Here is an 18,936-nt window from a genome sequence, read left to right as displayed (position 1 = left end):
ACTCCCCGCAACGCCCCACCCTCGAGGACATCAGCCGTCCTCTTGGTACAACAGGGCGAGTGTCCCCAGTAAGCTGCCTACGACGGCAGGGAGCCAGGCGGCGACCACCGAACTGATGATGCCGGCGGCTCCAAGCTCCGCCATAAGCTCCGTGGCGACATAAAGCACGAAGCCGGCGGCAACGCCACCCAGAACCATCATGGCCACACCGCCAAATCGAAAGAATCTTAACGAAACGGATGCCGCTACGAAAACCATCGCGATGAAGAGCAGAGGCCGTGCCAGAAGCACGTCATAATGGAGGCGATAGGCGGTGGTGTTGAGGTCCGCCTTTTCCAGGCGGTCGATGGTTTCCTTGAGCTTCCAGAAAGGCACCGCGTCCGGCTCGGTGAAGCTCTGGCGAACCTGGGAGGGCTGGAGATTCGAGGCGATCAGATAGCGCTCATAAACGTGGGGCTCCTCCACGGCCGAGAGGACCCGGGCCTCCTTGATCTCCCAATATCCCTCGTGAAGGGTCGCCTCGCCGGCCTCGATTCGCTGGCTGAACGCCCCCGTATTGTCGAAGGTGTAGACGGTCACGCCCGTGAGGGTGGCCGAATCGGCCAGGGAGCCTTCGGCCCTGAAGATGGCCTGGCCGTCCAGGCTCTTCTGGCGAAGCCACAAGGCCTTGCCGTTGGGCTGGAAGGCCCGGGCGAAGACCTTCGCCTCGATATTGGTGGCCCGCTGCTTGAGAGCGGCCGAGACCGGGTTGTAGACCGTCACCGAGAAGACCCCGATCACGAGGGCTACGAAGAGCCCCGGCTGCAGGAACTGCCAGGCCGAGACCCCGGCGGCACGGGCCACCACCAGCTCGAGCTTGCGGCTGAGCTGGAGCAGGGTCGCCATGCTGCCGAACAGGACCGCGAAGGGCATGATCTGCTCGGCGATGGCCGGGGTCCGGAAGAGGGCGAGCTGGGCCATCATGGCCGGGGTTGCTCCCTCGGCCTCGCCGGCGCGGCGCATGAGCTCGACGAAATCGAGCGTATAGGCGAGGGCGAAGACCGTGGCGAAGACGAGGAAGATCGTCTTCAGGAACTGCCGGGAGAAATAGCTTCCGAGCGTAGCGCCGATCAGCATGGTCAGGCCTTCTGGAACCGGTCGCCGCGTGACGGCAGGAGCTTGCGCAGGAGCGCACCGAGGCGGACCCGGACCGCACGCATGGCCGAACCCTGGAAGATCATCAACAGGGAGATGGCGATGGCCGCCAGGGGAACGCCGTAGACGCCGGCGACCGCCCAGGGCGACCGCACAACGGCACTGGAAGCCGCGAAGCCGGCGATGCGGAGTACCACCACTCCCAGAACCGCCGAGGCCATGGCCAGGCCTCTTCCCTGACGGGTCGTGCGCGCCTCACCCAGGGCCGCGAACGCGATGGTCATCATGGCGAGGGGATAGAGCCAGGCGGAGAGCCGGTCATGCAGCTCGGCCCGGAAGCGTCCCTCCTGATACTGATACAGGAACTCGCTCTTGTCCGGGAACAGGAGCTGGGTCGTGCTTCGCTCGCGGGGCTTGTAGACGATATCCCCGTTTTCCTCGTTGAAGGCCGCGAGATCCACCGCATAGCGTTCGAAGGCCACGATGGAAGAATCCCGGCTGTTAGGCTCCTTACGCTGAACGCTGCCCTTTTCGAGCACCAGATAGGCCTGGCCGTTCGATTCCACCGTTTGGCCCTTCTCGGCCAGATAGACGACCGCCTTGTCCTTCACCCGCTGGTCCTGCATGAAAATGCCCAGGAGCGCATCGCCGGATTTCTCGCGGTAATGGAACGTGATGCCGTTATCGAGGGTGATGAACTGGCCTTCCTTGGCCATCGTGGCCACGAAATCCGCGCGGATCTTGGTCACGAGATTGCGTAGCTCCTGGAAGCTCGCCGGCATGACGTAGACGGTGATGATCCCGACGACGAAGCAGACGAAGGCCGCGAGCGCCAGGAAGGGCCTGAGCAGGCGCCGCGGCGGCATTCCGGCGGCGCTCATGACGATGAGCTCCGAATCGCCATTCAGCTTGTTGAGTGCATAGAGGGTGGCCAGGAACAGGGCTACGGGCGAGATCACGTTGATGAGGGCCGGCAGGGAGAGGCCCGTCACTGTGAAAAAGATGAACAATGTCTGACCCTTGCCGGTCAGCAGGTCGAGCTCGCGCAGGGCCTGCGTGATCCAGATCACGCCCGTGAGCGCGATGAGGCAGGCCGCAAAGGCCGTGAAAGTGATCTTGAGGATATATCGTTCGAGAAGCGTCATGTAGCCCATCATGGCCAGCCCAGGGTCCTGGGTACTCTGTCACAGACCCGAAAGGCAAGTTCGGCGCGTCTCCAACAGCTTGAGATTGTGCCTCTTTCACGGCAATGCTGCGTGATCCCGCGGGCGAAGTGCGGTATGTCACCAAAGGTCGCAGGCGGAGCGCCGTTCCGCCCCGGGCCCGGCGGGCCCTGCAATTCGCGATAGTTTCCAGTGCCTTCCAAGAGGATTTCCAAGAGGATCTCATGGCCGACAGCATCAAAATCGACTTTCAGGCCCCTGTCGCTGCGGAAGGCGGCGACCTCGTCGTGTTCGTCGGAGAGACCCTCAAGCCTTCGTCCGCCGTGGCCAAGCGGCTCGGCCCGAAGGCGGTCGACCTGATCGCCAAGGTAGCGGCGGTCGAGAGCTTCAAAGGCAAGGCCAAGTCCGCAATGGTCGTCGCTGCACCCGCGGGCCTTTCGGCTGATCGACTCGTCGTGGTGGGAATCGGGGCCGAGAAGGATCGCGCGGGCCTGGACTGGGCCCAGCTCGGTGGCCTGGTGGCCGGAAAGGTAGCGGGCAAGACCGCAACCGTGTGGGTCGATCTGCCGGGCGTCGAGGCGAGCCCCGAGAACGTGGCCGACATGGCCCTGGGCGTGCGGCTGCGCCGCTACACCTTCGACCGCTACAAGACCCGGAAGGACGATTCGAAACCGAACGGCACGGGCCGCTTCGTTTTCGCGGTCTCCGACCCGGCTGCCGCCAAGAAGGCCTTCAAGGCGGCCGACGGGATTGCCACCGGCGTCCTGCTGGCGCGGGATCTCGTCAATGAGCCGCCGAACGTCCTCGGGCCGAAGGAATTCGCCGCCCGGGCGGAAGCGCTCACGAAGCTCGGCGTCGAGATCGAGATCCTTGACGAGAAGGCCATGCAGAAGCTCGGGATGCGGGCACTCCTCGGGGTCGGTCAGGGCTCCAGCCGAGGGAGCCGCGTCGCAATCATGCGCTGGAACGGTGGCAAGGCCGGCGCTCAGCCCATCGCGTTCATCGGCAAGGGCGTGGTGTTCGATTCGGGCGGCATCTCCATCAAGCCCGGTGGCGGTATGGAGGACATGAAGGGCGACATGGCGGGCGCCGCCTGCGTGGTGGGCCTGATGCACGCGCTCGCCAGCCGCAAGGCGAAGGCCAACGTAGTCGGCACCATCGGCCTCGTAGAGAACATGCCGGATGGCAGCGCGCAGCGCCCGGGCGACATCGTCACCACCATGTCGGGCCAGACCATCGAGATCATCAACACCGATGCGGAAGGGCGCCTCGTCCTGGCGGACGTGCTCTGGTACGTGCAGGACCGGTTCAAGCCGAAATTCATGATCGACCTCGCGACCCTCACGGGTGCGATCCTCGTGGCTCTGGCGCAGGAATATGCGGGCCTGTTCTCGAACAACGACGAACTCGCACAGCGCATCGCCGAGGCCGGCAAGGCGACGGGCGAGCGCGTGTGGCGGATGCCGCTCGGGCCGGAATTCGACAAGATGATCGAGTCGAAATTCGCCGATATGAAGAACTCCGCTGGCCGGCACGGGGGCTCGAGCACAGCGGCATCCCTTCTTCAGAAATTCGTCAACGATGTGCCCTGGGCGCATCTCGATATCGCCGGAACCGCCATGGGCTCGCCGCAGTCGGAGACCAACAAGGGCTGGAGTTCCGGCTGGGGCGTGCGCCTGCTCGACCGCCTCGTGCGGGACCATTACGAGGGCTGAGAATGACCGGCGCCGGGAAGGATCCCGAATCCCCCATCTCCAAGCCGTGCAGGGGTGCATGACGGAAGTTCTCTTCTATCACCTCCAGCAGCGGCCCCTCGAGGCGGTGCTGCCGACCCTGCTCCAGAAATCCCTGGAGCGGGGCTGGCGGGCCGTCGTTCAGGTGACGACGGAAGAGCGCATGTCCGCCCTCGACGACCACCTGTGGACCTTCACAGACGAGAGCTTCCTGCCCCATGGCACGGACCGGGAGGCGCACGCGGCCGACCAGCCCGTGCTCATCACCCTGGGCGGAGGGAATCCCAACGGCGCGCAGATCCGCTTCCTGGTTGAAGGAGCGGGCCTGCCGGAGGATCTGTCAGCCTACGAGCGCATTGCCATCCTGTTCGACGGCAACGATCTCGAAGCTCTTGCCCTGGCGCGCGACCACTGGCGTGCCGTGAAGGAGGGCGGCCATGATGCCACGTACTGGCAGCAGGACGAGCGCGGGCGCTGGCAGAGAAAGGCGTGAGCGCCGCCGACGAACAGGAACGGAGGTTGCGCTCCCCCGTTTCAGAAATGCCCCGAGGATGATCCGATGAAACGAATGCCGCGCCTGTCCGCCATTGCCGCTCTGTCGCTCGCACTTGCCATGCCGGCTCTTCCCCATGCCCAGGAGCGGGCAGGGCAGGAGCACGGGGACCAGCCCCGGCAGGAACAGCGACAGCAGCGGCCATCCGCCGAGGCGCAGCGCCTCCCGCCCGAATCCGTGACCCATCATACGATCGACCTGCCCGGCCGAACGATCCGCCTGACCGCGACTGCCGGGAGCCTGACCCTCACGGACACGCAAGGCACGCCGCAGGCGGAGATCGGCTTCGTGGCCTATACGCGGGACGATGCCGACCCAGCCTCGCGGCCCGTGACCTTCGCGGTGAACGGCGGGCCCGGCGCCGCCTCGGCCTATCTCAATCTTCTGGCGATCGGACCCTGGCGCCTGGATCTCGACGGGGCGACGATCAGCCCTTCGGCAGCGCCCGCCCTCGTGCCGAATGCCGAGACCTGGCTCGATTTCACGGACCTCGTCTTCATCGATCCCCCGGGCACGGGCTACAGCCGCGTGCTCGGCGGCGACCAGGTTCGGGAGCGCTTCTATTCCGTGCAGGGCGACATCGATGGCCTTGCGGCCTTCGTCATGCGTTGGCTGAAGGAGAAGGGGCGCCTGCAATCCCCGAAGTTCTTCGTGGGCGAGAGCTATGGCGGCTTCCGCGGCCCGCTCCTGGCCCAGAAGCTGCAGAACGATCAGGGCATCGGTTTCAGCGGGCTGGTGCTGGTCTCGCCGGTGCTGGATTTCGACTGGCTCGACCAGCGCGGCGGCGCGCCCTGGACGGATGCGGCCCTGCTGCCGTCCCTGGCGGCGTCGTCCCTCGCGCGGCGCGGCCCGGTGACCCGGGAGGCCCTGCAGGAGACCGAGCGCTATGCCTCGGGTGATTATCTCATGGACCTGATGCGCGGACTTCAGGACCGAGAGGCCGTAGATCGCATCAGCCGGCGCGTGGCTGAGTTGACCGGATTGAACCCGGACCTGACCCGGCGGCTCGCCGGACGCATCGATGCGCGCACATTCCAGCGGGAGCTGCGGCGTCAGACAGGCGAGGTGGTGAGCGCCTACGACGCGAATGTCGCCACGGCCGATCCTGAGCCCCATGCGAATATTTCGCGATTCGAAGATCCTGTCCTTTCAGCCATGACGGCTCCGCTCACGAGCGCGATGCTCGATCACTTGACCCGCACCCTCAACTACAAGGCGGAAGGGCGCTACAACCTTCTGAACGAGGGCGTGAGCCGGGCCTGGCGCTGGGGTGGTGGCCGTGAGGCGCCGGAGAACACAGGCGAGTTGAAGAGCGCCATGGCGCTCGACGGCGCCATGCGGGTCCTCGTGGTCCACGGTTTCACGGATCTCGTCACGCCCTATTACGCGACCCAGCTTCAGCTCAACCAGATTCCCGACCTTGGTCCCGAGCGGCGTCTGTCGCTCCAGGTTTACGACGGCGGCCACATGTTCTATTCGCGCCAAGCTTCGCGGCAGGCCTTCAGGAGCGACGCTCAGGCGCTCTTCGAGAAGGCCCTGCAGGCGCGGGCCGCCAAAAAGGACTGACACGAGCATGCGCATCACGCCCGTCTTTACCCTCGCTACCATGGCTGTGGGCCTTGCGGCCTGCACCGGTGGCCGCACCGAAGCTCCCGCCGTTGCGGCAGCCCCCCAGATCGCCGCGGCAGCTTCCGCCGCTCCGGCCTTTTCGGGCCCCGTCCTCGGGCCGGACGGCCAGTGCCAGGGCGCGGCTCCCGGCACGGCGGCTGCCATTGAGCCCGGGATCGGGGAATGTGATCTCGTGCGCCTCAAGGGCAAGCCCCCGACGGACGTACTCGTGGGCGAAAGCGGCAAGGGGCAGCGCGAAGTGCAGGTGCTCTATTCCGAGCCCGGCGGCCGCGAGCTCTATTTCTTCGTCAACAACCGCCTGGACCGGGTGTTGAAATAAGGCCTGCTGTCATCGTTGCGGGTGCTTTCGCCGTCATTCCGGGACACGCCTATGGCGTGGGCCCGGAACCCATAAACGCCAGCGTCTCAGAACAAGGAGCAGTGGCAGCTGCTGCGCTTTCTCCTGAACCGTTAATGGTTATGGGTTCCGGACTTGCCTGACGGCAATCCGGAATGATGAGGAGAGGAAGCACAGAATGCCCGGACGAGCAGGGCGGTCAGGAGGCTTCCTCGATCTCGCCGCTTAACGCCAGCCACTCCTCCTCGACAGCCGCAAGGGTCTGGGCCGCCTCGGCGCGCATCTTCGACAGTTCGGTGGCCTTGGCGGCGTCCTTCTGAAAGGCGCTGCCATCCGCGAGGGCTGCGTCCACCTTGCCGATGACCTCCGTCAACTTGGCCATCCGGGCCTCGAGCGCCTCCAGCTTCTTGCGCAGGGGCGCCAGGGCGACCCGACGCTCGGCTGCGGCGCGGCGCTCGTCGGTCCGGGAGGACGAGCCGGGCAGGGCCTTTTCGTCACGCCGCTCGGCACTCAGCTCGCCGGACAGGACGAGCTGGCGGTAATCGTCCATGTCGCCGTCAAAGGGCTTCACGGTGCCGTTGCCCACGACCCACAGGCGGTCGGCGCAGGCCTCGATCAGGAAGCGGTCGTGGCTCACCAGGATGACGGCGCCCGTATAATCGTTGATCGCCTCCATCAGGGCCGTGCGGCTATCGATGTCGAGATGGTTCGTCGGCTCGTCGAGGATGAGCAGGTGAGGGCCCTGGAAGGCCGCCAGCCCCATGAGGAGCCGTGCCTTCTCGCCGCCGGAGAGTGCCGAGACGGGGGTGTCGGCCTTGGCGCCGGGGAATCCGAATCGGGCAGCCCTGGCACGGGCCTTGGCGACGGGGGCGTCAGGCATGAGGGCGGCCACGTGCTCGTAGGCAGTCGCCGCGGGATTGAGCTCATCCACCTGATGCTGGGCGAAATAGGCGACCTCCATCTTGCCCGGCCAGCGGATCTCGCCTTTCGCGGGCGGGAGGCGACCGCCGATGAGCTTGCAGAAGGTCGACTTGCCGTTGCCGTTGGCGCCGAGAAGCGCGATCCGGTCGTCCGGCTGGATCGTGAGGTTCAGCCGGTCGAGGACGATTCGCTCTCCATAGCCGGCGGCCGCGCTCTCCACGGCGATCAGGGGCGGCGCGATGGGGCGCTCCGGGCCCGGCAGATCGAAGGGCAGGACGTCGTCCTCCACGATGGCGGCCACCGGCTCGAGCTTGGCGAGCCTTTTGACCCGGGACTGAGCCTGACGGGCCTTGGAGGCCTTGGCCTTGAAGCGGTCGATGAAGGACTGCAGATGCTTGCGCTCCGCTTCCTGCTTGGCCCGCATCTTCGCCGTAAGCTCGCGCTTCTCGGCGAGTTGCTTGGCGAAGGACGTGTAGCCGCCCCGGTAGAGGGAGAGCTTCCCCCGGTCGAGGTGCAGAATGTGGTTGACGGAGGTGTCGAGGAGTTCCCGGTCGTGGCTGATGACCAGGACCGTGTGCGGGTAGCGGCCCAGATAATCGTAGAGCCAGAGGGTCCCCTCAAGGTCCAGGTAGTTGGTCGGCTCATCGAGAAGGAGCAGGTCAGGCGCCGCGAAGAGCACGGCCGCCAGGGCCACGCGCATGCGCCAGCCGCCCGAGAAGGACGAGCATGGCCGATTCTGGGCCTCGGCATCGAAGCCGAGGCCGTGCAGGATCGCGGCCGCCCGGGCCGGGGCCGAATAGGCGTCGATATCCATCAGCCGGGTTTCGATCTCGGCCCGCCGCAGCCCGTCCGCGGTCTCAGCTTCCGCAAGGAGAGAGGTCCGCTCCTTGTCGGCGGCCAACACCACCTCGATGAGGGTCTCGGGGCCTCCGGGGGCCTCCTGGGCGACGGCGCCGATACGGACCCCCCGGGGAAGCGAGATATCGCCGCTTTCCGGCGCGATCTCCCCCTGGATGATCCGAAAGAGGGTGGTCTTGCCGGCGCCGTTGCGGCCGACGAGGCCGACCTTGCTGCCTGTGGGCAGGGCGAAGGAGGCCCGGTCCAGGATGATCCGGTCGCCGATACGGTAAGTCAGGTCATTGACGTGAAGCATGCGGCTATTTGGCGTTTTGGCTGGATTGGTGCAAGGCTGGAATTTGCGTTGTTTTGGCGGTGTGTGGGGCGTGGAGGCGTGGCTCCGCGCACGGGCAGGGGTGTGGCTTTCACTTGACTTTGCGAGGTAATGCCATCACAGGAGCGCACAAATTGTGCATGCTGCCTTGCCCCGCGCCGCCCCTGGCTGGACGGTCCGATCTTCGGGTTTGAGGCCGCAAAAGGGGTATAGTCAGGAGCCTGGGATGGATTCAAATCGCGCGGTGAAGACCGAGGCGGCGGCCGTGGACGTGGCTGGCCTGATCGCGAACGTCAAGGCCCGCAAGGCCCGCATCGGCATCGTCGGCCTGGGCTATGTCGGCATCCCGCTGGCGCTGACGGCCGCCAAGGCCGGATTTACGGTCCTCGGCTTCGACATCGATGCTCCCCGCGTCGACCAGCTCAACCGCGGCGAGAGCTTCATCAAGCACATCCCGGCCGAGCTGATCGGCGCCGCCGTGCGCGAGGGCAAGTTCGAGGCCACGGCCGACTTCGAACGTCTGTCCGAGCCCGATGCCATCCTCATCGCGGTGCCCACCCCCCTGACCAAGCATCGCGAGCCGGATCTCTCCTATGTGGAGAACACCGCCCGCGCCATCGCGCCGCGCCTGCGCCGGGGCCAGCTGGTGGTGCTGGAATCCACCACCTATCCGGGCACCACCGACGAGGTCATCCGGCCGATCTTCGAGGCCACCGGCCTCAAGAGCGGCCAGGACTTCTTCCTGGCCTTCTCGCCGGAGCGCGAGGACCCGGGCAATCCGGACTTCGGCACCTCGACCATCCCGAAGGTGGTCGGCGGCGACGGGCCCGAGGCGCTCGCATTGGCCGAGGCGCTCTACGGCCAGCTCATCGTCAAGACCGTGCCGGTCTCCTCCGCCGCGACCGCCGAGGCCGTCAAGCTGACCGAGAACATCTTCCGGGCGGTCAACATCGCCCTCGTGAACGAGCTCAAGGTGGTCTATGCGGCCATGGGCATCGACGTGTGGGAAGTGATCGACGCGGCCAAGACCAAGCCGTTCGGCTTCATGCCGTTTTATCCCGGCCCGGGCCTGGGCGGGCACTGCATCCCGATCGACCCGTTCTACCTGACCTGGAAGGCGCGCGAATACGACATCGCGACCCGCTTCATCGAGCTGGCCGGCCAGATCAACACCCGCATGCCCTATTACGTGGTCAACAAGCTCGCCGAGGCGGTCGACCGCAACGGCAAGGCCTTTGCGGGCTCGAAGATCCTGATGCTCGGCATCGCCTACAAGAAGAACGTGGACGACATGCGCGAGAGCCCCTCGCTCAAGCTCATCGAGCTGATGGAGGCCCGCGGCGCCCATGTGGACTATCACGACCCCTTCATCCCGGTGATTCCGCCGACCCGCGAGCATGCGGCGCTGGCCGGCCGCAGGTCCGTGGCGCTCGATGCGCAGACCCTGGCCGGCTACGACGCGGTGCTGATCGCCACCGACCACGATGCCGTCGACTACCGCCTGGTGGTCGAGGCCGCGAAGGTGGTGGTGGACACCCGCAACGCCTGCGCCCGCGCCGGCATTGCGGAGGGCCGGGTCATCAAGGCCTGAGCGGAACGAGCCCAACCAAGAGCAACAGCAAGACGAGCGGATAGGCAGACACGATGGCGAGCGATGTGCGGGTGGCAGTGGTCGGGTGCGGCTACTGGGGCAAGAACCTGGTGCGCAACTTCGCCGAGATCGGGGCGCTGGAGGCCCTGGTCGACGCCCACCAGCCGACCGTCGAGGCGCTGATCGCCAAGCATGGCGGGCGCTCTTTGGACTTCGAGGCGGCGCTGGCCGATCCGGGCATCGATGCGGTGGCGATCGCGGCGCCGGCGGCGCTGCATTACCGGCTCGCCAAGCAGGCGCTGGAGGCCGGCAAGCACGTCTTCGTCGAGAAGCCGCTGGCGCTCGAGGTGGAGGAGGCCAAGGAGCTGTGCGCGCTGGCCGAGCGGCTCGACCGCCGGCTCATGGTCGGCCACCTGCTGCAGTACCACCCGATCTTCCTCGAACTGAAGCGGCTGGTGCGCGAGGGCAAGCTCGGGCGGCTGCAATACGTCTATTCGAACCGGCTCAATCTCGGGAAGATCCGCCGCGAGGAGGACATCCTGTGGTCGTTTGCGCCGCACGACCTGTCGATGATCCTGTCGCTGATCGGCAGCGAGCCCGAGAAGGTGGAGGCGGTCGGCGGCTATTACCTGCATGACGCCATCGCGGACGTGACGACGACGCATCTGGCCTTCCCGGGCGGGGAGCGGGCGCATGTGTTCGTGTCGTGGCTGCACCCGTTCAAGGAGCAGAAGCTGGTGGTGGTCGGTTCCGACGCCATGGCGGTGTTCGACGACGGCGAGGCCTGGGAGCGCAAGCTACTGCTTTACCCGCACAAGGTGGAGTGGAAGGACGCCATGCCGGTGCCCGTGAAGGCGGACGCGGTGCCGGTCACGGTGCCGCAGGACGAGCCCTTGAAGCAGGAATGCCTGCACTTCATCGATTGCGTGCGCACCGGCGCAACCCCGCGCACGGACGGGCGCGAGGGCCTGCGGGTGCTCTCGGTGCTGTCGCGGGCGGCCGCTTCCCTGCGCCGGGCGCGGGGCGGCGACGGTGCCGAGCCGACGGCCGCGAAGGCGGCAGCGCCTGCCGCGCCGCGGGTGGCCAAGGATTATCCGGGCGTGACGATCCATGAGACGGCTTATGTGGATGCCGGCGTCGAGATCGGCGCGGGCTCGAAGATCTGGCACTTCAGCCACATTCTCGGCAACGTGCGGCTGGGGAAGAACGTCAATGTCGGCCAGAACGTGGTGATCGGCCCGAAGGTGACGGTGGGCGACAACGTGAAGATCCAGAACAACGTCTCGGTCTATGAGGGCGTGACCCTGGAGGACGGGGTGTTCTGCGGTCCGTCCTGCGTGTTCACCAACGTGAACAACCCGCGCTCCGAGATTGCGCGCAAGTCCGAGTACCGGCCGACCCTGGTCCGGCGCGGCGCCTCGATCGGCGCCAATGCGACGATCGTGTGCGGCCATACCCTTGGGGAATATTCGTTCATTGCGGCAGGCGCGGTGGTGGCCAAGGACGTGCCGGCCTTTGCGCTGATGGCCGGGGTTCCGGCCCGGCGCATCGGCTGGATGAGCCATGCGGGGGCCAAGCTCGGCCCTGATCTCGTCTGCCCCGAAACCGGCCGCCGCTACCGCGAGACCGGCCCCCATACCCTTGAGGAGATTGCCTGATGTCGGACCCGATTGCGTTCATTGACCTGTTGGCCCAGCGTGCGCGGATCGGCGCCGCCATGGACGAGGCCATCCTGCGCGTGGTCAACCACGGCGGCTACATCATGGGCCCGGAGGTGGCGACGCTGGAGGCGGATCTGTCGGCGTTCTGCGGCGCCAAGCATTCGATCTCGTGCGCCAACGGCACCGATGCGCTGGCGATGGTGCTGATGGCCAAGGGCGTGAAGGCGGGCGATGCCATTCTGTGCCCGAGCTTTACCTTTGCGGCGACGGCCGAGGTGGTGGCCTGGGTCGGCGCGACGCCGATCTTCGTGGACGTGCACGAGGACACCTTCAACCTGGACATGGCGAGCCTGGAGGCGGGGCTGAAGACGGCCCGGTCGCTCAAGCTCAACCCGGTCGGGGTGGTGCCGGTGGACCTGTTCGGCCTGCCGGCCGATTATGCGCCGATCGAGGCGTTCTGCGCCCGTGAGGGCCTGTGGCTGATGTGCGACGCGGCGCAGAGCTTCGGCGCCTCCTACAAGGGCCGCAAGGTCGGCGTGATCGGCGATGCGACGACCACGAGCTTCTTCCCGGCGAAGCCCTTGGGCTGCTACGGCGACGGTGGCGCGATCTTCACCAACGACGACGAGCTGGCCACGGTTCTGCGCTCGATCCGGGTGCACGGGCAGGGGACGGAGAAGTACGACAACGTGCGCATCGGCGTGAACGGCCGCCTCGATACGATGCAGGCGGCGGTGCTGATCGAGAAGCTGAAGATCTTCCCGAGCGAGATCGAGGCACGCAACCGAGTGGCGCAGTACTACAACGAGCATCTGCGCGACGTGGCGATCGTGCCGGAGGTGCCGGAAGGGTACACCTCGGTGTGGGCGCAGTACACGCTGCGGATGGGCCGCTTTGACCGCGAGCGGTTCCAGGCGGACCTGAAGGCGGCCGGGGTTCCGACGGCGGTGTATTACCCGAAGCCGCTGCACCAGCAGACGGCGTACAAGGGCTATCCTGTGGCGGGCAACGGTCTGCCGGTGTCGGAGCGCCTGGCGCAGGAGGTGGTGAGCCTGCCGATGCACCCCTATCTGACGCCGGCCGTGCAGGACCGCATTATCGCAGCCGTCAAAACCGCCCTCGCAAACCAACACAAAAACGCCGCAGAATAAGAATTCGGGATAGTCCCTAGGAAGGAGCCAGGTCCGTGCGGACCTGGCTCTTTTCATTTGACGTAACAACATTTGCCCCTAGCTTGGCCTTGACTTGCTGCTATGAAGGCGGGACCGTCGATGAGGGGGCGAACATGGCGCGGCTTTCTGGCGTTCAGCTCTTCAAGGATCTCGGGCTCGATCTCACGCCTTACGAGGCGCGGGCGAACTGGCGCCGATTTGATCCGGAGGAGATCCTGGTCGATTTCGACGACCTGTCCACGGACGTCTATTTCCTCCTCTCAGGGGAGGTGAGGGTCCTCATGCGGACGGCCTCGGGCAAGGAAGTCATCCTCGACGAAATGAAGGCCGGGGAGCTGTTCGGGGAGCTGGCCGCCCTGGACGGTATCAAGCGCTCGGCGAATGTCACGGCCCTGACCAAAGGCGAAGCCTGCGTCATGCCCGCGGCCGTGTTCCGGGAGCTGATCTTTGCGCACACCAAGGTGTCGGAGCGGTTGTTCTGTCTCATGGCGTCCCGGATCCGCGAGCTGAATGCCCGCTTTGTGGAGCAGACCGTCCTCGACCTGCGGCACCGGCTCTATTCCGAACTCCTGCGCCTGTCGGTTCCCCGGACCGATCGGAACGGCGAGCGGGTGATCACGCCGCCGCCCTTCCACCACATCATGGCGGCCCGAATCGGGTGCCGCCGCGAGCAGGTAACGCGGGAATTCACCCTGATGTCCCAGGAGGGACTCATCGAGCGGACCCGGGGCGCCCTGATCCTGCGCCAGCCGGACGTGCTTCGGGCGCGGGTGGCGGAAGCTTTGCGCGACGACGCGTAGGAAGCGCTTCATCCCTTCCTTCAGACCATTAGTTTTACCTAAGGGGGAGACTGCGCAGCGGGCAGGGCGCTCAGCCGCGCTCCTTCTGGTCCGCTGCCTTCGGCCCATAGGCGGCGAAGAAGACCCGCAGGGCATTCTCGACGTTCTTCCGGATTTCCTGTTCGTCGGGCCGGGACCCGACGGCAAAAAGCAGGCGGCGCATGACACCCGACTGGCAGAGGTCAAGAAAATGCTGGGCCGCGACGCTCGTATCCTCGATGGCGAGGCGCTTCGCTGCGACCTGGCGGTCCAGGTAGGCCTTCAGCCGCTCGATGCCTCGGCAGGGGCCGGCCTCGTAGAACATGCGGCCGAGCTCGGGAAGCTTGTTTGCGGCGCCGATGACCATGCGGACCGATGAGATGTGCTCGGGATCGCCGATATGGCTCAGGAAGCTGCTTCCGAGGCTGGCGAGGACCGACCTGACGTCAGGGTTGTCCGCATCAATCTGAAACAGGACCTCGGCCAGGCTCTGCTTCTTCTCGATGGTCAGGGCGGCGAAAAGCGCCTCCTTGCTGGCGAAATACACATAGAGGGTTCCTTTGGAAACTCCGGCCGCCTTGGCGATCTCCCCCATGCTTGCGCCGTCGAAGCCTTCCGCAAGGAAGACCTGCTGCGCCCCTTCCAGGATCTGACGACGCTTCGCGCTGTCGACACCCTCGTCTGCGACGGGGCGCTCCGGCGCAACAATGGAACTGCTCATGTGCGTTTTATCACCTCTGATGTCGGTTTTGCCATTGACCGAACCGTTCAGTCAAACGATATAAGAGCAACCTTGATAGATTTCCAGTGTGCGTTCCGCCGCGGCTCCAGGCTCGCGCATCCTGCACACGAAGGTTTGGCACGACATGGCATATCGCGACGAAGACGCCCGCTCCAAAGGCGAAGGTCCCGCTCCGCAGGCCGACAAGGCCCCGGAGCCCGTGGCCGTGCCCGAAGAGGCGGCTGCTCCCAAGGCCGGTCCTGCTCCGAAAGGAAAGGCCAAGGCCGGCTTCGGCAAGAAAGTTGTTCTCCCGGCGGTTCTCCTCGCGGGTCTCGGCTTCGGCGGCTATGAGGGCTATCATTGGTGGACGGTCGGCCGCTTCACGGTGTCGACGGACGATGCCTATGTGCAGGCCGACATCACGATCCTGTCCGCCAAGGTCTCGGGCTATGTGGCCTCCGTGGCCGTGTCCAATAACCAGAGCGTGAAGGCCGGCGACCTTATCGCCAAGATCGACGACGGGGATTACCGCCTGGCCTTGCAATCCGCCAAGGACAAGCTCGCGACCCAGCAGAGCGCCGTCGCGCGCATCGGGCGGCAGATCGAGGCTGCCAAGGCCTCCGTGGCGCAGGCCGATGCGCAGGTCGCAGCTGCCAAGGCGGATGCCGAGCGTGCCGCCGGGGACTTCGCCCGCCAGCAGCAGCTCGCCCAGTCCAACTACGCCAGCAAGGCCACCTTCGAGAACGCCAAGGCCGAGCGCGACCGCGCCGAGGCCAACGTAAAGAGTGCCCAGGCCGCGCTGACCCTGGCCCAGGCCAATGTGGACGTCCTCGACGCCCAGCAGATCGAGGCGCAACGCGTCGCGGCCGAGCAGCAGACCGCGGTCGAGAAGGCCGAGCGGGATCTTTCGTTTACGGAGATCCGCGCCCCGGTCGACGGGGTCGTCGGCAACAAGGCCGTCGAGGTCGGCACCTATCTCCAGCCCGGCGCGCGGCTCGCGGCCATCGTGCCGCTCGACAGCGTGCATGTGGACGCCAACTTCAAGGAAACCCAGCTTGCCGAGCTGAAGCCCGGCCAGAAGGTGCACCTTGAGGTGGATGCGTTCCCGAACGCCGATATTCCCGGCACCGTCGAGAGCGTCTCGCCGGCTTCCGGCGCGGTGTTCAGCCTGCTGCCGCCCGAGAATGCAACGGGCAACTTCACCAAGATCGTCCAGCGCGTGCCCGTGCGGATCGCGGTCTCCGAGGATGCGGCCCGGAAGGGCATGCTGCGCCCCGGTCTCTCGGTCGTCGTGAGCGTGGACGTCCGCGAGCCTGCTCAGGCGGTCAAGACTGCCCAGCACTGACCGCTACCACCAGGACAACCTGTCAGGACCCACCATGGCCGCCACTGCCGCCAGGTCGCCGGCTTCGATTCCTTCGCCCTCCGGGCCCGCAGCCCCGGCGAAGCCGGCTGCGCTCGACCGACGCCGGACCTTTGCGTTCTTCTGCATGGTCTTCGGCATGTTCATGGCGATCCTGGACATTCAGATCGTCTCCGCGTCCCTGTCCGAGATCCAGGCGGGCCTGTCGGCCTCCACGGACGAGATTTCCTGGGTTCAGACGAGCTACCTGATCGCGGAGGTCATCATGATCCCGCTGTCCGGCACCCTGTCGCGCGTGCTCTCCACCCGCTGGATGTTCGTGATCTCGGCGAGCGGGTTCACCCTCATGAGCCTCATGTGCGCCACCTCGACGTCGATCAACGAGATGATCGTCTGGCGCGCGCTCCAGGGCTTCATCGGCGGCGGCATGATCCCCACCGTGTTCGCCTCGGCCTATACGGTCTTCCCGCCCGAGAAGCGGCCCGTAATCTCGCCGCTCATCGGTCTCGTGGCGACGCTCGCGCCGACGGTGGGGCCGACCATCGGCGGCTATCTCACGGAGCTGTTCTCCTGGCACTGGCTGTTCCTCGTGAACATCGTGCCCGGCATCTTCGTGACGATCTCGACCTATCTTCTGGTGGATTTCGACGAGCCGGATCTCGACCTGCTCAAATCCTTCGACTGGTCCGGCCTCGCATTCATGGCGGCCTTTCTGGGGTCTCTCGAATACGTGCTGGAAGAAGGCCCGACCAACGACTGGTTCCAGGATGAGGCGGTGGCGATCCTCGCGGTGATCTGCGCGGTCGGCGCCATCGGATTCTTCTACCGGGCGTTCACGGCGAAGCAGCCGATCGTGGATCTGCGCGCCTTCAAGGACGGCAACTTCCTGGCCGGCTCCTCATTCAGCTTCGTCATGGGCATCGGGCTCTATGGCCTGACCTATCTCTACCCGCTCTATCTCGCCCAGGTGAGGGGCTATTCGGCCCTGCAGATCGGCGAGACCATGTTCGTCTCCGGCGCCTGCATGTTCCTGACGGCGCCCATCGCGGGGCGGCTGTCGCGGAGCCTCGATCCGCGGATCATGATGGGCATTGGCTTCGCGTCCTTCGCCCTCGGCACATGGCTCATCACGGGCCTGACCAAGGATTGGGATTTCTGGGAGCTGTTCCTGCCTCAGGTCCTGCGCGGCGTCGGGTTGATGATCTGTATGGTGCCGATCAACAACATCGCCCTCGGGACCCTGCCGCCCGAGCGGATCAAGAACGCCTCGGGCCTCTACAACCTGACCCGAAATCTTGGGGGCGCGGTCGGTCTCGCGCTGATCAACACGATCCTCAACAACCGGCTCGACCTGCACCTCCAGCGCCTGCACGACAGCGTCAACTGGGCGAATACGACTGCCGTCGAGACCCTGGACGCCATGACCCGGGCCTACCATAGCCTCGGCCCGGATGCCGGCGCGGCGGCGCTCAAGAGCCTGTCGCGCATGGTCAGGCTGCAGGCGACGGTCATGTCCTTCGCGGACGTGTTCTACCTGCTCACCTTCCTGTTCGTGGCACTTCTCTGCGCGCTGCCCTTCATCAGGAAGCCGCGGGCAGCCCCGGCCGGGGGTGGCGGGGGGCATTAAATCGGCCTTCGGGAAGGCTGCGGCCGGGAGAGGTTCCGGCCCCGCAGGCGGCTTGTTCAGGCAACAGGGGAAACGAAGCGTTTACCCTGTTGTTCTCTGGGCCCGGACAGCATAGTTTGCGCGTCGTTTTCCATCAGCCTCTATGGGGTTCCCGACGAAATTGCCTCCTCCTCCCAAGCCCCCTCCGTCCAAGTCCGCTTCTGTCGGCGCCGTGCGCCGCGCCTTCGCTCCCTGGTCGGACCCGAACGCCAAGCCGCTTATCCGGGTCGAGAACGTCACAAAGAGATTCGGCGAGGCCGTCGCCGTCGATCATCTGTCCCTGGATATTTTTGAGAGCGAGTTCTTCTGCCTGCTTGGACCTTCAGGCTGCGGTAAGACCACGCTCATGCGCATGATCGCGGGCTTCGAGGAGCCGAGCGAGGGCCGCATCACCCTGGCGGGAGAAGGGCTCTCGGGCGTGCCGCCCTATCGGCGGCCCGTGAACATGATGTTCCAGTCCTATGCGCTCTTTCCGCATATGAGCGTTGAGAAGAACATCGCGTTCGGCTTGAAGCAGGATGGCCTGCCCAAAGGGGAGATCGCCGCCCGGGTCGGCGAGATGCTCCGTCTTGTGCAGCTCGAGAAGCTCGCCAAGCGCTCTCCGTCGCAACTCTCGGGCGGACAGCGCCAGCGCGTCGCCCTGGCCAGGGCACTCGCCAAGCGCCCGAAGGTGCTCCTGCTCGACGAGCCGCTGGGCGCCCTCGACAAGAAGCTCCGGGAGGAGACCCAGTTCGAGCTCATGGACATCCAGCATGAGCTCGGCATGACATTCATCGTCGTGACCCACGATCAGGAAGAGGCCATGACCATGGCCCACCGGATCGCCGTCATGGACCATGGCCGGATCGCCCAGGTGGCGACGCCCGGCGAGATCTACGAGCAACCCAAGAACCGCTTCATCGCCGAGTTCGTCGGAGACGTGAACATCCTGGAAGGTCATGTGCTCGGCCAGGAGCAGGGCCTGTGGCAGGTCCGCTCCGCCGCGACCGGGGAGCCGCTGACCATCGACGATCCGGACGAGGTGCTGCACCGGGACCAGGCGGTGGCGATTGCCGTCCGGCCCGAGAAGATGTCGATCCAACGGGAGGCGCCCGAGTCCGGCGCTCAGAACGTGCTCAGCGGTGAGGTTTGGGACATCGGCTATCTGGGCGACTGGACTGTCTACCGGGTCATGCTCGATTCCGGCGCCATCATCCGCGTGACGCGGGCCAACCGCTCCCGCTACGTGGAAAATCCCATCGACTGGGACGATCGGGTCCATGTGACCTTTGCGCCGGACGCGGCCGTGATTCTGGCGGACTAG

General features: G+C 65.9%; 16 protein-coding genes. 11 read left to right on the top strand and 5 right to left on the bottom strand.

All coding sequences use genetic code 11. From position 1 onward, the window contains the following. Positions 1-30 precede the first annotated feature (30 nt). Positions 31-1,116 (bottom strand): LPS export ABC transporter permease LptG, encoded by a 1,086-nt coding sequence (lptG, locus tag C4E04_RS12625; protein ID WP_109597850.1) that lies wholly within the window; start codon positions 1,114-1,116, stop codon positions 31-33. Positions 1,117-1,118: 2 nt separating this feature from the next. Then, complete coding sequence (lptF, locus tag C4E04_RS12620; RefSeq protein WP_109601087.1) at positions 1,119-2,279, bottom strand: LPS export ABC transporter permease LptF; 1,161 nt, start codon at positions 2,277-2,279, stop codon at positions 1,119-1,121. Positions 2,280-2,521: 242 nt separating this feature from the next. On the opposite strand from lptF, the gene C4E04_RS12615 reads away from it, so the two are divergent. From C4E04_RS12615 to C4E04_RS12600, 4 genes are all read left to right on the top strand, one after another. After that, positions 2,522-4,012 carry a leucyl aminopeptidase gene (locus C4E04_RS12615; RefSeq protein WP_109601085.1) on the top strand — a complete coding sequence of 497 codons (1,491 nt, stop codon included), beginning with the start codon at positions 2,522-2,524 and terminating at the stop codon, positions 4,010-4,012. Positions 4,013-4,070: 58 nt separating this feature from the next. Beyond that, positions 4,071-4,523 (top strand): DNA polymerase III subunit chi, encoded by a 453-nt coding sequence (locus tag C4E04_RS12610; RefSeq protein ID WP_109597849.1) that lies wholly within the window; start codon positions 4,071-4,073, stop codon positions 4,521-4,523. Between the two features lie 66 nt (positions 4,524-4,589). Next, positions 4,590-6,149, top strand: coding sequence for a S10 family peptidase (locus C4E04_RS12605; RefSeq protein ID WP_109597848.1), 1,560 nt, complete (start codon positions 4,590-4,592; stop codon positions 6,147-6,149). Positions 6,150-6,156: 7 nt separating this feature from the next. Further along, positions 6,157-6,531, top strand: a complete 375-nt coding sequence (locus C4E04_RS12600; protein ID WP_109597847.1) for a hypothetical protein — start codon at positions 6,157-6,159, stop codon at positions 6,529-6,531. 217 nt (positions 6,532-6,748) lie between these two features. Here the strand turns inward: C4E04_RS12600 and C4E04_RS12595 are convergent, their stop codons facing one another. Beyond that, positions 6,749-8,623 (bottom strand): ABC-F family ATP-binding cassette domain-containing protein, encoded by a 1,875-nt coding sequence (locus C4E04_RS12595; protein WP_109597846.1) that lies wholly within the window; start codon positions 8,621-8,623, stop codon positions 6,749-6,751. Positions 8,624-8,867: 244 nt separating this feature from the next. Between C4E04_RS12595 and C4E04_RS12590 the strand changes: the two genes are divergently transcribed. The 4 genes from C4E04_RS12590 to C4E04_RS12575 all read left to right on the top strand — a co-directional run bounded on the left by C4E04_RS12590 (position 8,868) and on the right by C4E04_RS12575 (position 13,865). Continuing rightward, the gene (locus tag C4E04_RS12590) at positions 8,868-10,232 is read left to right on the top strand and encodes a nucleotide sugar dehydrogenase (protein ID WP_109597845.1); all 1,365 of its coding nucleotides are present in this window, start codon (positions 8,868-8,870) and stop codon (positions 10,230-10,232) included. A gap of 53 nt (positions 10,233-10,285) precedes the next feature. Continuing rightward, the gene (locus C4E04_RS21625) at positions 10,286-11,890 is read left to right on the top strand and encodes a Gfo/Idh/MocA family oxidoreductase (RefSeq protein WP_109597843.1); all 1,605 of its coding nucleotides are present in this window, start codon (positions 10,286-10,288) and stop codon (positions 11,888-11,890) included. Then, on the top strand, positions 11,890-13,044 hold the full coding sequence (locus C4E04_RS12580) for a DegT/DnrJ/EryC1/StrS aminotransferase family protein (RefSeq protein ID WP_109597842.1): 1,155 nt from the start codon (positions 11,890-11,892) through the stop codon (positions 13,042-13,044). Before C4E04_RS21625 ends, C4E04_RS12580 begins: the two co-directional genes overlap by 1 nt. Positions 13,045-13,178: 134 nt before the next feature. Further along, the gene (locus C4E04_RS12575; RefSeq protein WP_109597841.1) at positions 13,179-13,865 is read left to right on the top strand and encodes a Crp/Fnr family transcriptional regulator; all 687 of its coding nucleotides are present in this window, start codon (positions 13,179-13,181) and stop codon (positions 13,863-13,865) included. 70 nt (positions 13,866-13,935) lie between these two features. Here the strand turns inward: C4E04_RS12575 and C4E04_RS12570 are convergent, their stop codons facing one another. Beyond that, positions 13,936-14,604: a TetR/AcrR family transcriptional regulator gene (locus C4E04_RS12570; protein ID WP_109597840.1), complete on the bottom strand. Its 669-nt coding sequence runs from the start codon at positions 14,602-14,604 to the stop codon at positions 13,936-13,938. A gap of 145 nt (positions 14,605-14,749) precedes the next feature. On the opposite strand from C4E04_RS12570, the gene C4E04_RS12565 reads away from it, so the two are divergent. Beyond that, positions 14,750-15,949, top strand: coding sequence for an HlyD family secretion protein (locus tag C4E04_RS12565; protein WP_109597839.1), 1,200 nt, complete (start codon positions 14,750-14,752; stop codon positions 15,947-15,949). Between the two features lie 3 nt (positions 15,950-15,952). Here C4E04_RS12565 and C4E04_RS21410 read toward each other — a convergent pair whose 3' ends face one another. Continuing rightward, positions 15,953-16,129, bottom strand: coding sequence for a hypothetical protein (locus tag C4E04_RS21410; RefSeq protein ID WP_245416097.1), 177 nt, complete (start codon positions 16,127-16,129; stop codon positions 15,953-15,955). Between C4E04_RS21410 and C4E04_RS12560 the strand changes: the two genes are divergently transcribed. Next, positions 16,113-17,594: a DHA2 family efflux MFS transporter permease subunit gene (locus tag C4E04_RS12560; protein WP_245416096.1), complete on the top strand. Its 1,482-nt coding sequence runs from the start codon at positions 16,113-16,115 to the stop codon at positions 17,592-17,594. The genes C4E04_RS21410 and C4E04_RS12560 overlap by 17 nt on opposite strands. 142 nt (positions 17,595-17,736) lie before the next feature. Further along, positions 17,737-18,936 (top strand): ABC transporter ATP-binding protein, encoded by a 1,200-nt coding sequence (locus C4E04_RS12555; protein ID WP_109597836.1) that lies wholly within the window; start codon positions 17,737-17,739, stop codon positions 18,934-18,936.

The sequence above is a fragment of the Microvirga sp. 17 mud 1-3 genome (genome assembly GCF_003151255.1).
Taxonomy (GTDB): Bacteria; Pseudomonadota; Alphaproteobacteria; order Rhizobiales; family Beijerinckiaceae; genus Microvirga.
The sequence above is the reverse complement of the archived record's forward strand: the minus strand, read 5'-3'. Positions and strand labels throughout refer to the sequence as shown.

Bases quoted from the DNA above. Each gene is read 5' to 3' on its own strand.
- C4E04_RS12615 (WP_109601085.1), top strand. From the start codon at position 2,522: ATGGCCGACAGCATCAAAATCGACTTTCAGGCCCCTGTCGCTGCGGAA.
- C4E04_RS12575 (WP_109597841.1), top strand. From the start codon at position 13,179: ATGGCGCGGCTTTCTGGCGTTCAGCTCTTCAAGGATCTCGGGCTCGAT.
- C4E04_RS12610 (WP_109597849.1), top strand. From the start codon at position 4,071: ATGACGGAAGTTCTCTTCTATCACCTCCAGCAGCGGCCCCTCGAGGCG.
- C4E04_RS12600 (WP_109597847.1), top strand. From the start codon at position 6,157: ATGCGCATCACGCCCGTCTTTACCCTCGCTACCATGGCTGTGGGCCTT.
- lptF (WP_109601087.1), bottom strand. From the start codon at position 2,279: ATGACGCTTCTCGAACGATATATCCTCAAGATCACTTTCACGGCCTTT.
- C4E04_RS12560 (WP_245416096.1), top strand. From the start codon at position 16,113: ATGGCGATCCTGGACATTCAGATCGTCTCCGCGTCCCTGTCCGAGATC.
- C4E04_RS12570 (WP_109597840.1), bottom strand. From the start codon at position 14,604: ATGAGCAGTTCCATTGTTGCGCCGGAGCGCCCCGTCGCAGACGAGGGT.
- C4E04_RS12590 (WP_109597845.1), top strand. From the start codon at position 8,868: ATGGATTCAAATCGCGCGGTGAAGACCGAGGCGGCGGCCGTGGACGTG.
- C4E04_RS12580 (WP_109597842.1), top strand. From the start codon at position 11,890: ATGTCGGACCCGATTGCGTTCATTGACCTGTTGGCCCAGCGTGCGCGG.
- C4E04_RS12605 (WP_109597848.1), top strand. From the start codon at position 4,590: ATGAAACGAATGCCGCGCCTGTCCGCCATTGCCGCTCTGTCGCTCGCA.
- lptG (WP_109597850.1), bottom strand. From the start codon at position 1,116: ATGCTGATCGGCGCTACGCTCGGAAGCTATTTCTCCCGGCAGTTCCTG.
- C4E04_RS21625 (WP_109597843.1), top strand. From the start codon at position 10,286: ATGGCGAGCGATGTGCGGGTGGCAGTGGTCGGGTGCGGCTACTGGGGC.
- C4E04_RS12555 (WP_109597836.1), top strand. From the start codon at position 17,737: ATGGGGTTCCCGACGAAATTGCCTCCTCCTCCCAAGCCCCCTCCGTCC.
- C4E04_RS12595 (WP_109597846.1), bottom strand. From the start codon at position 8,623: ATGCTTCACGTCAATGACCTGACTTACCGTATCGGCGACCGGATCATC.
- C4E04_RS12565 (WP_109597839.1), top strand. From the start codon at position 14,750: ATGGCATATCGCGACGAAGACGCCCGCTCCAAAGGCGAAGGTCCCGCT.
- C4E04_RS21410 (WP_245416097.1), bottom strand. From the start codon at position 16,129: ATGTCCAGGATCGCCATGAACATGCCGAAGACCATGCAGAAGAACGCA.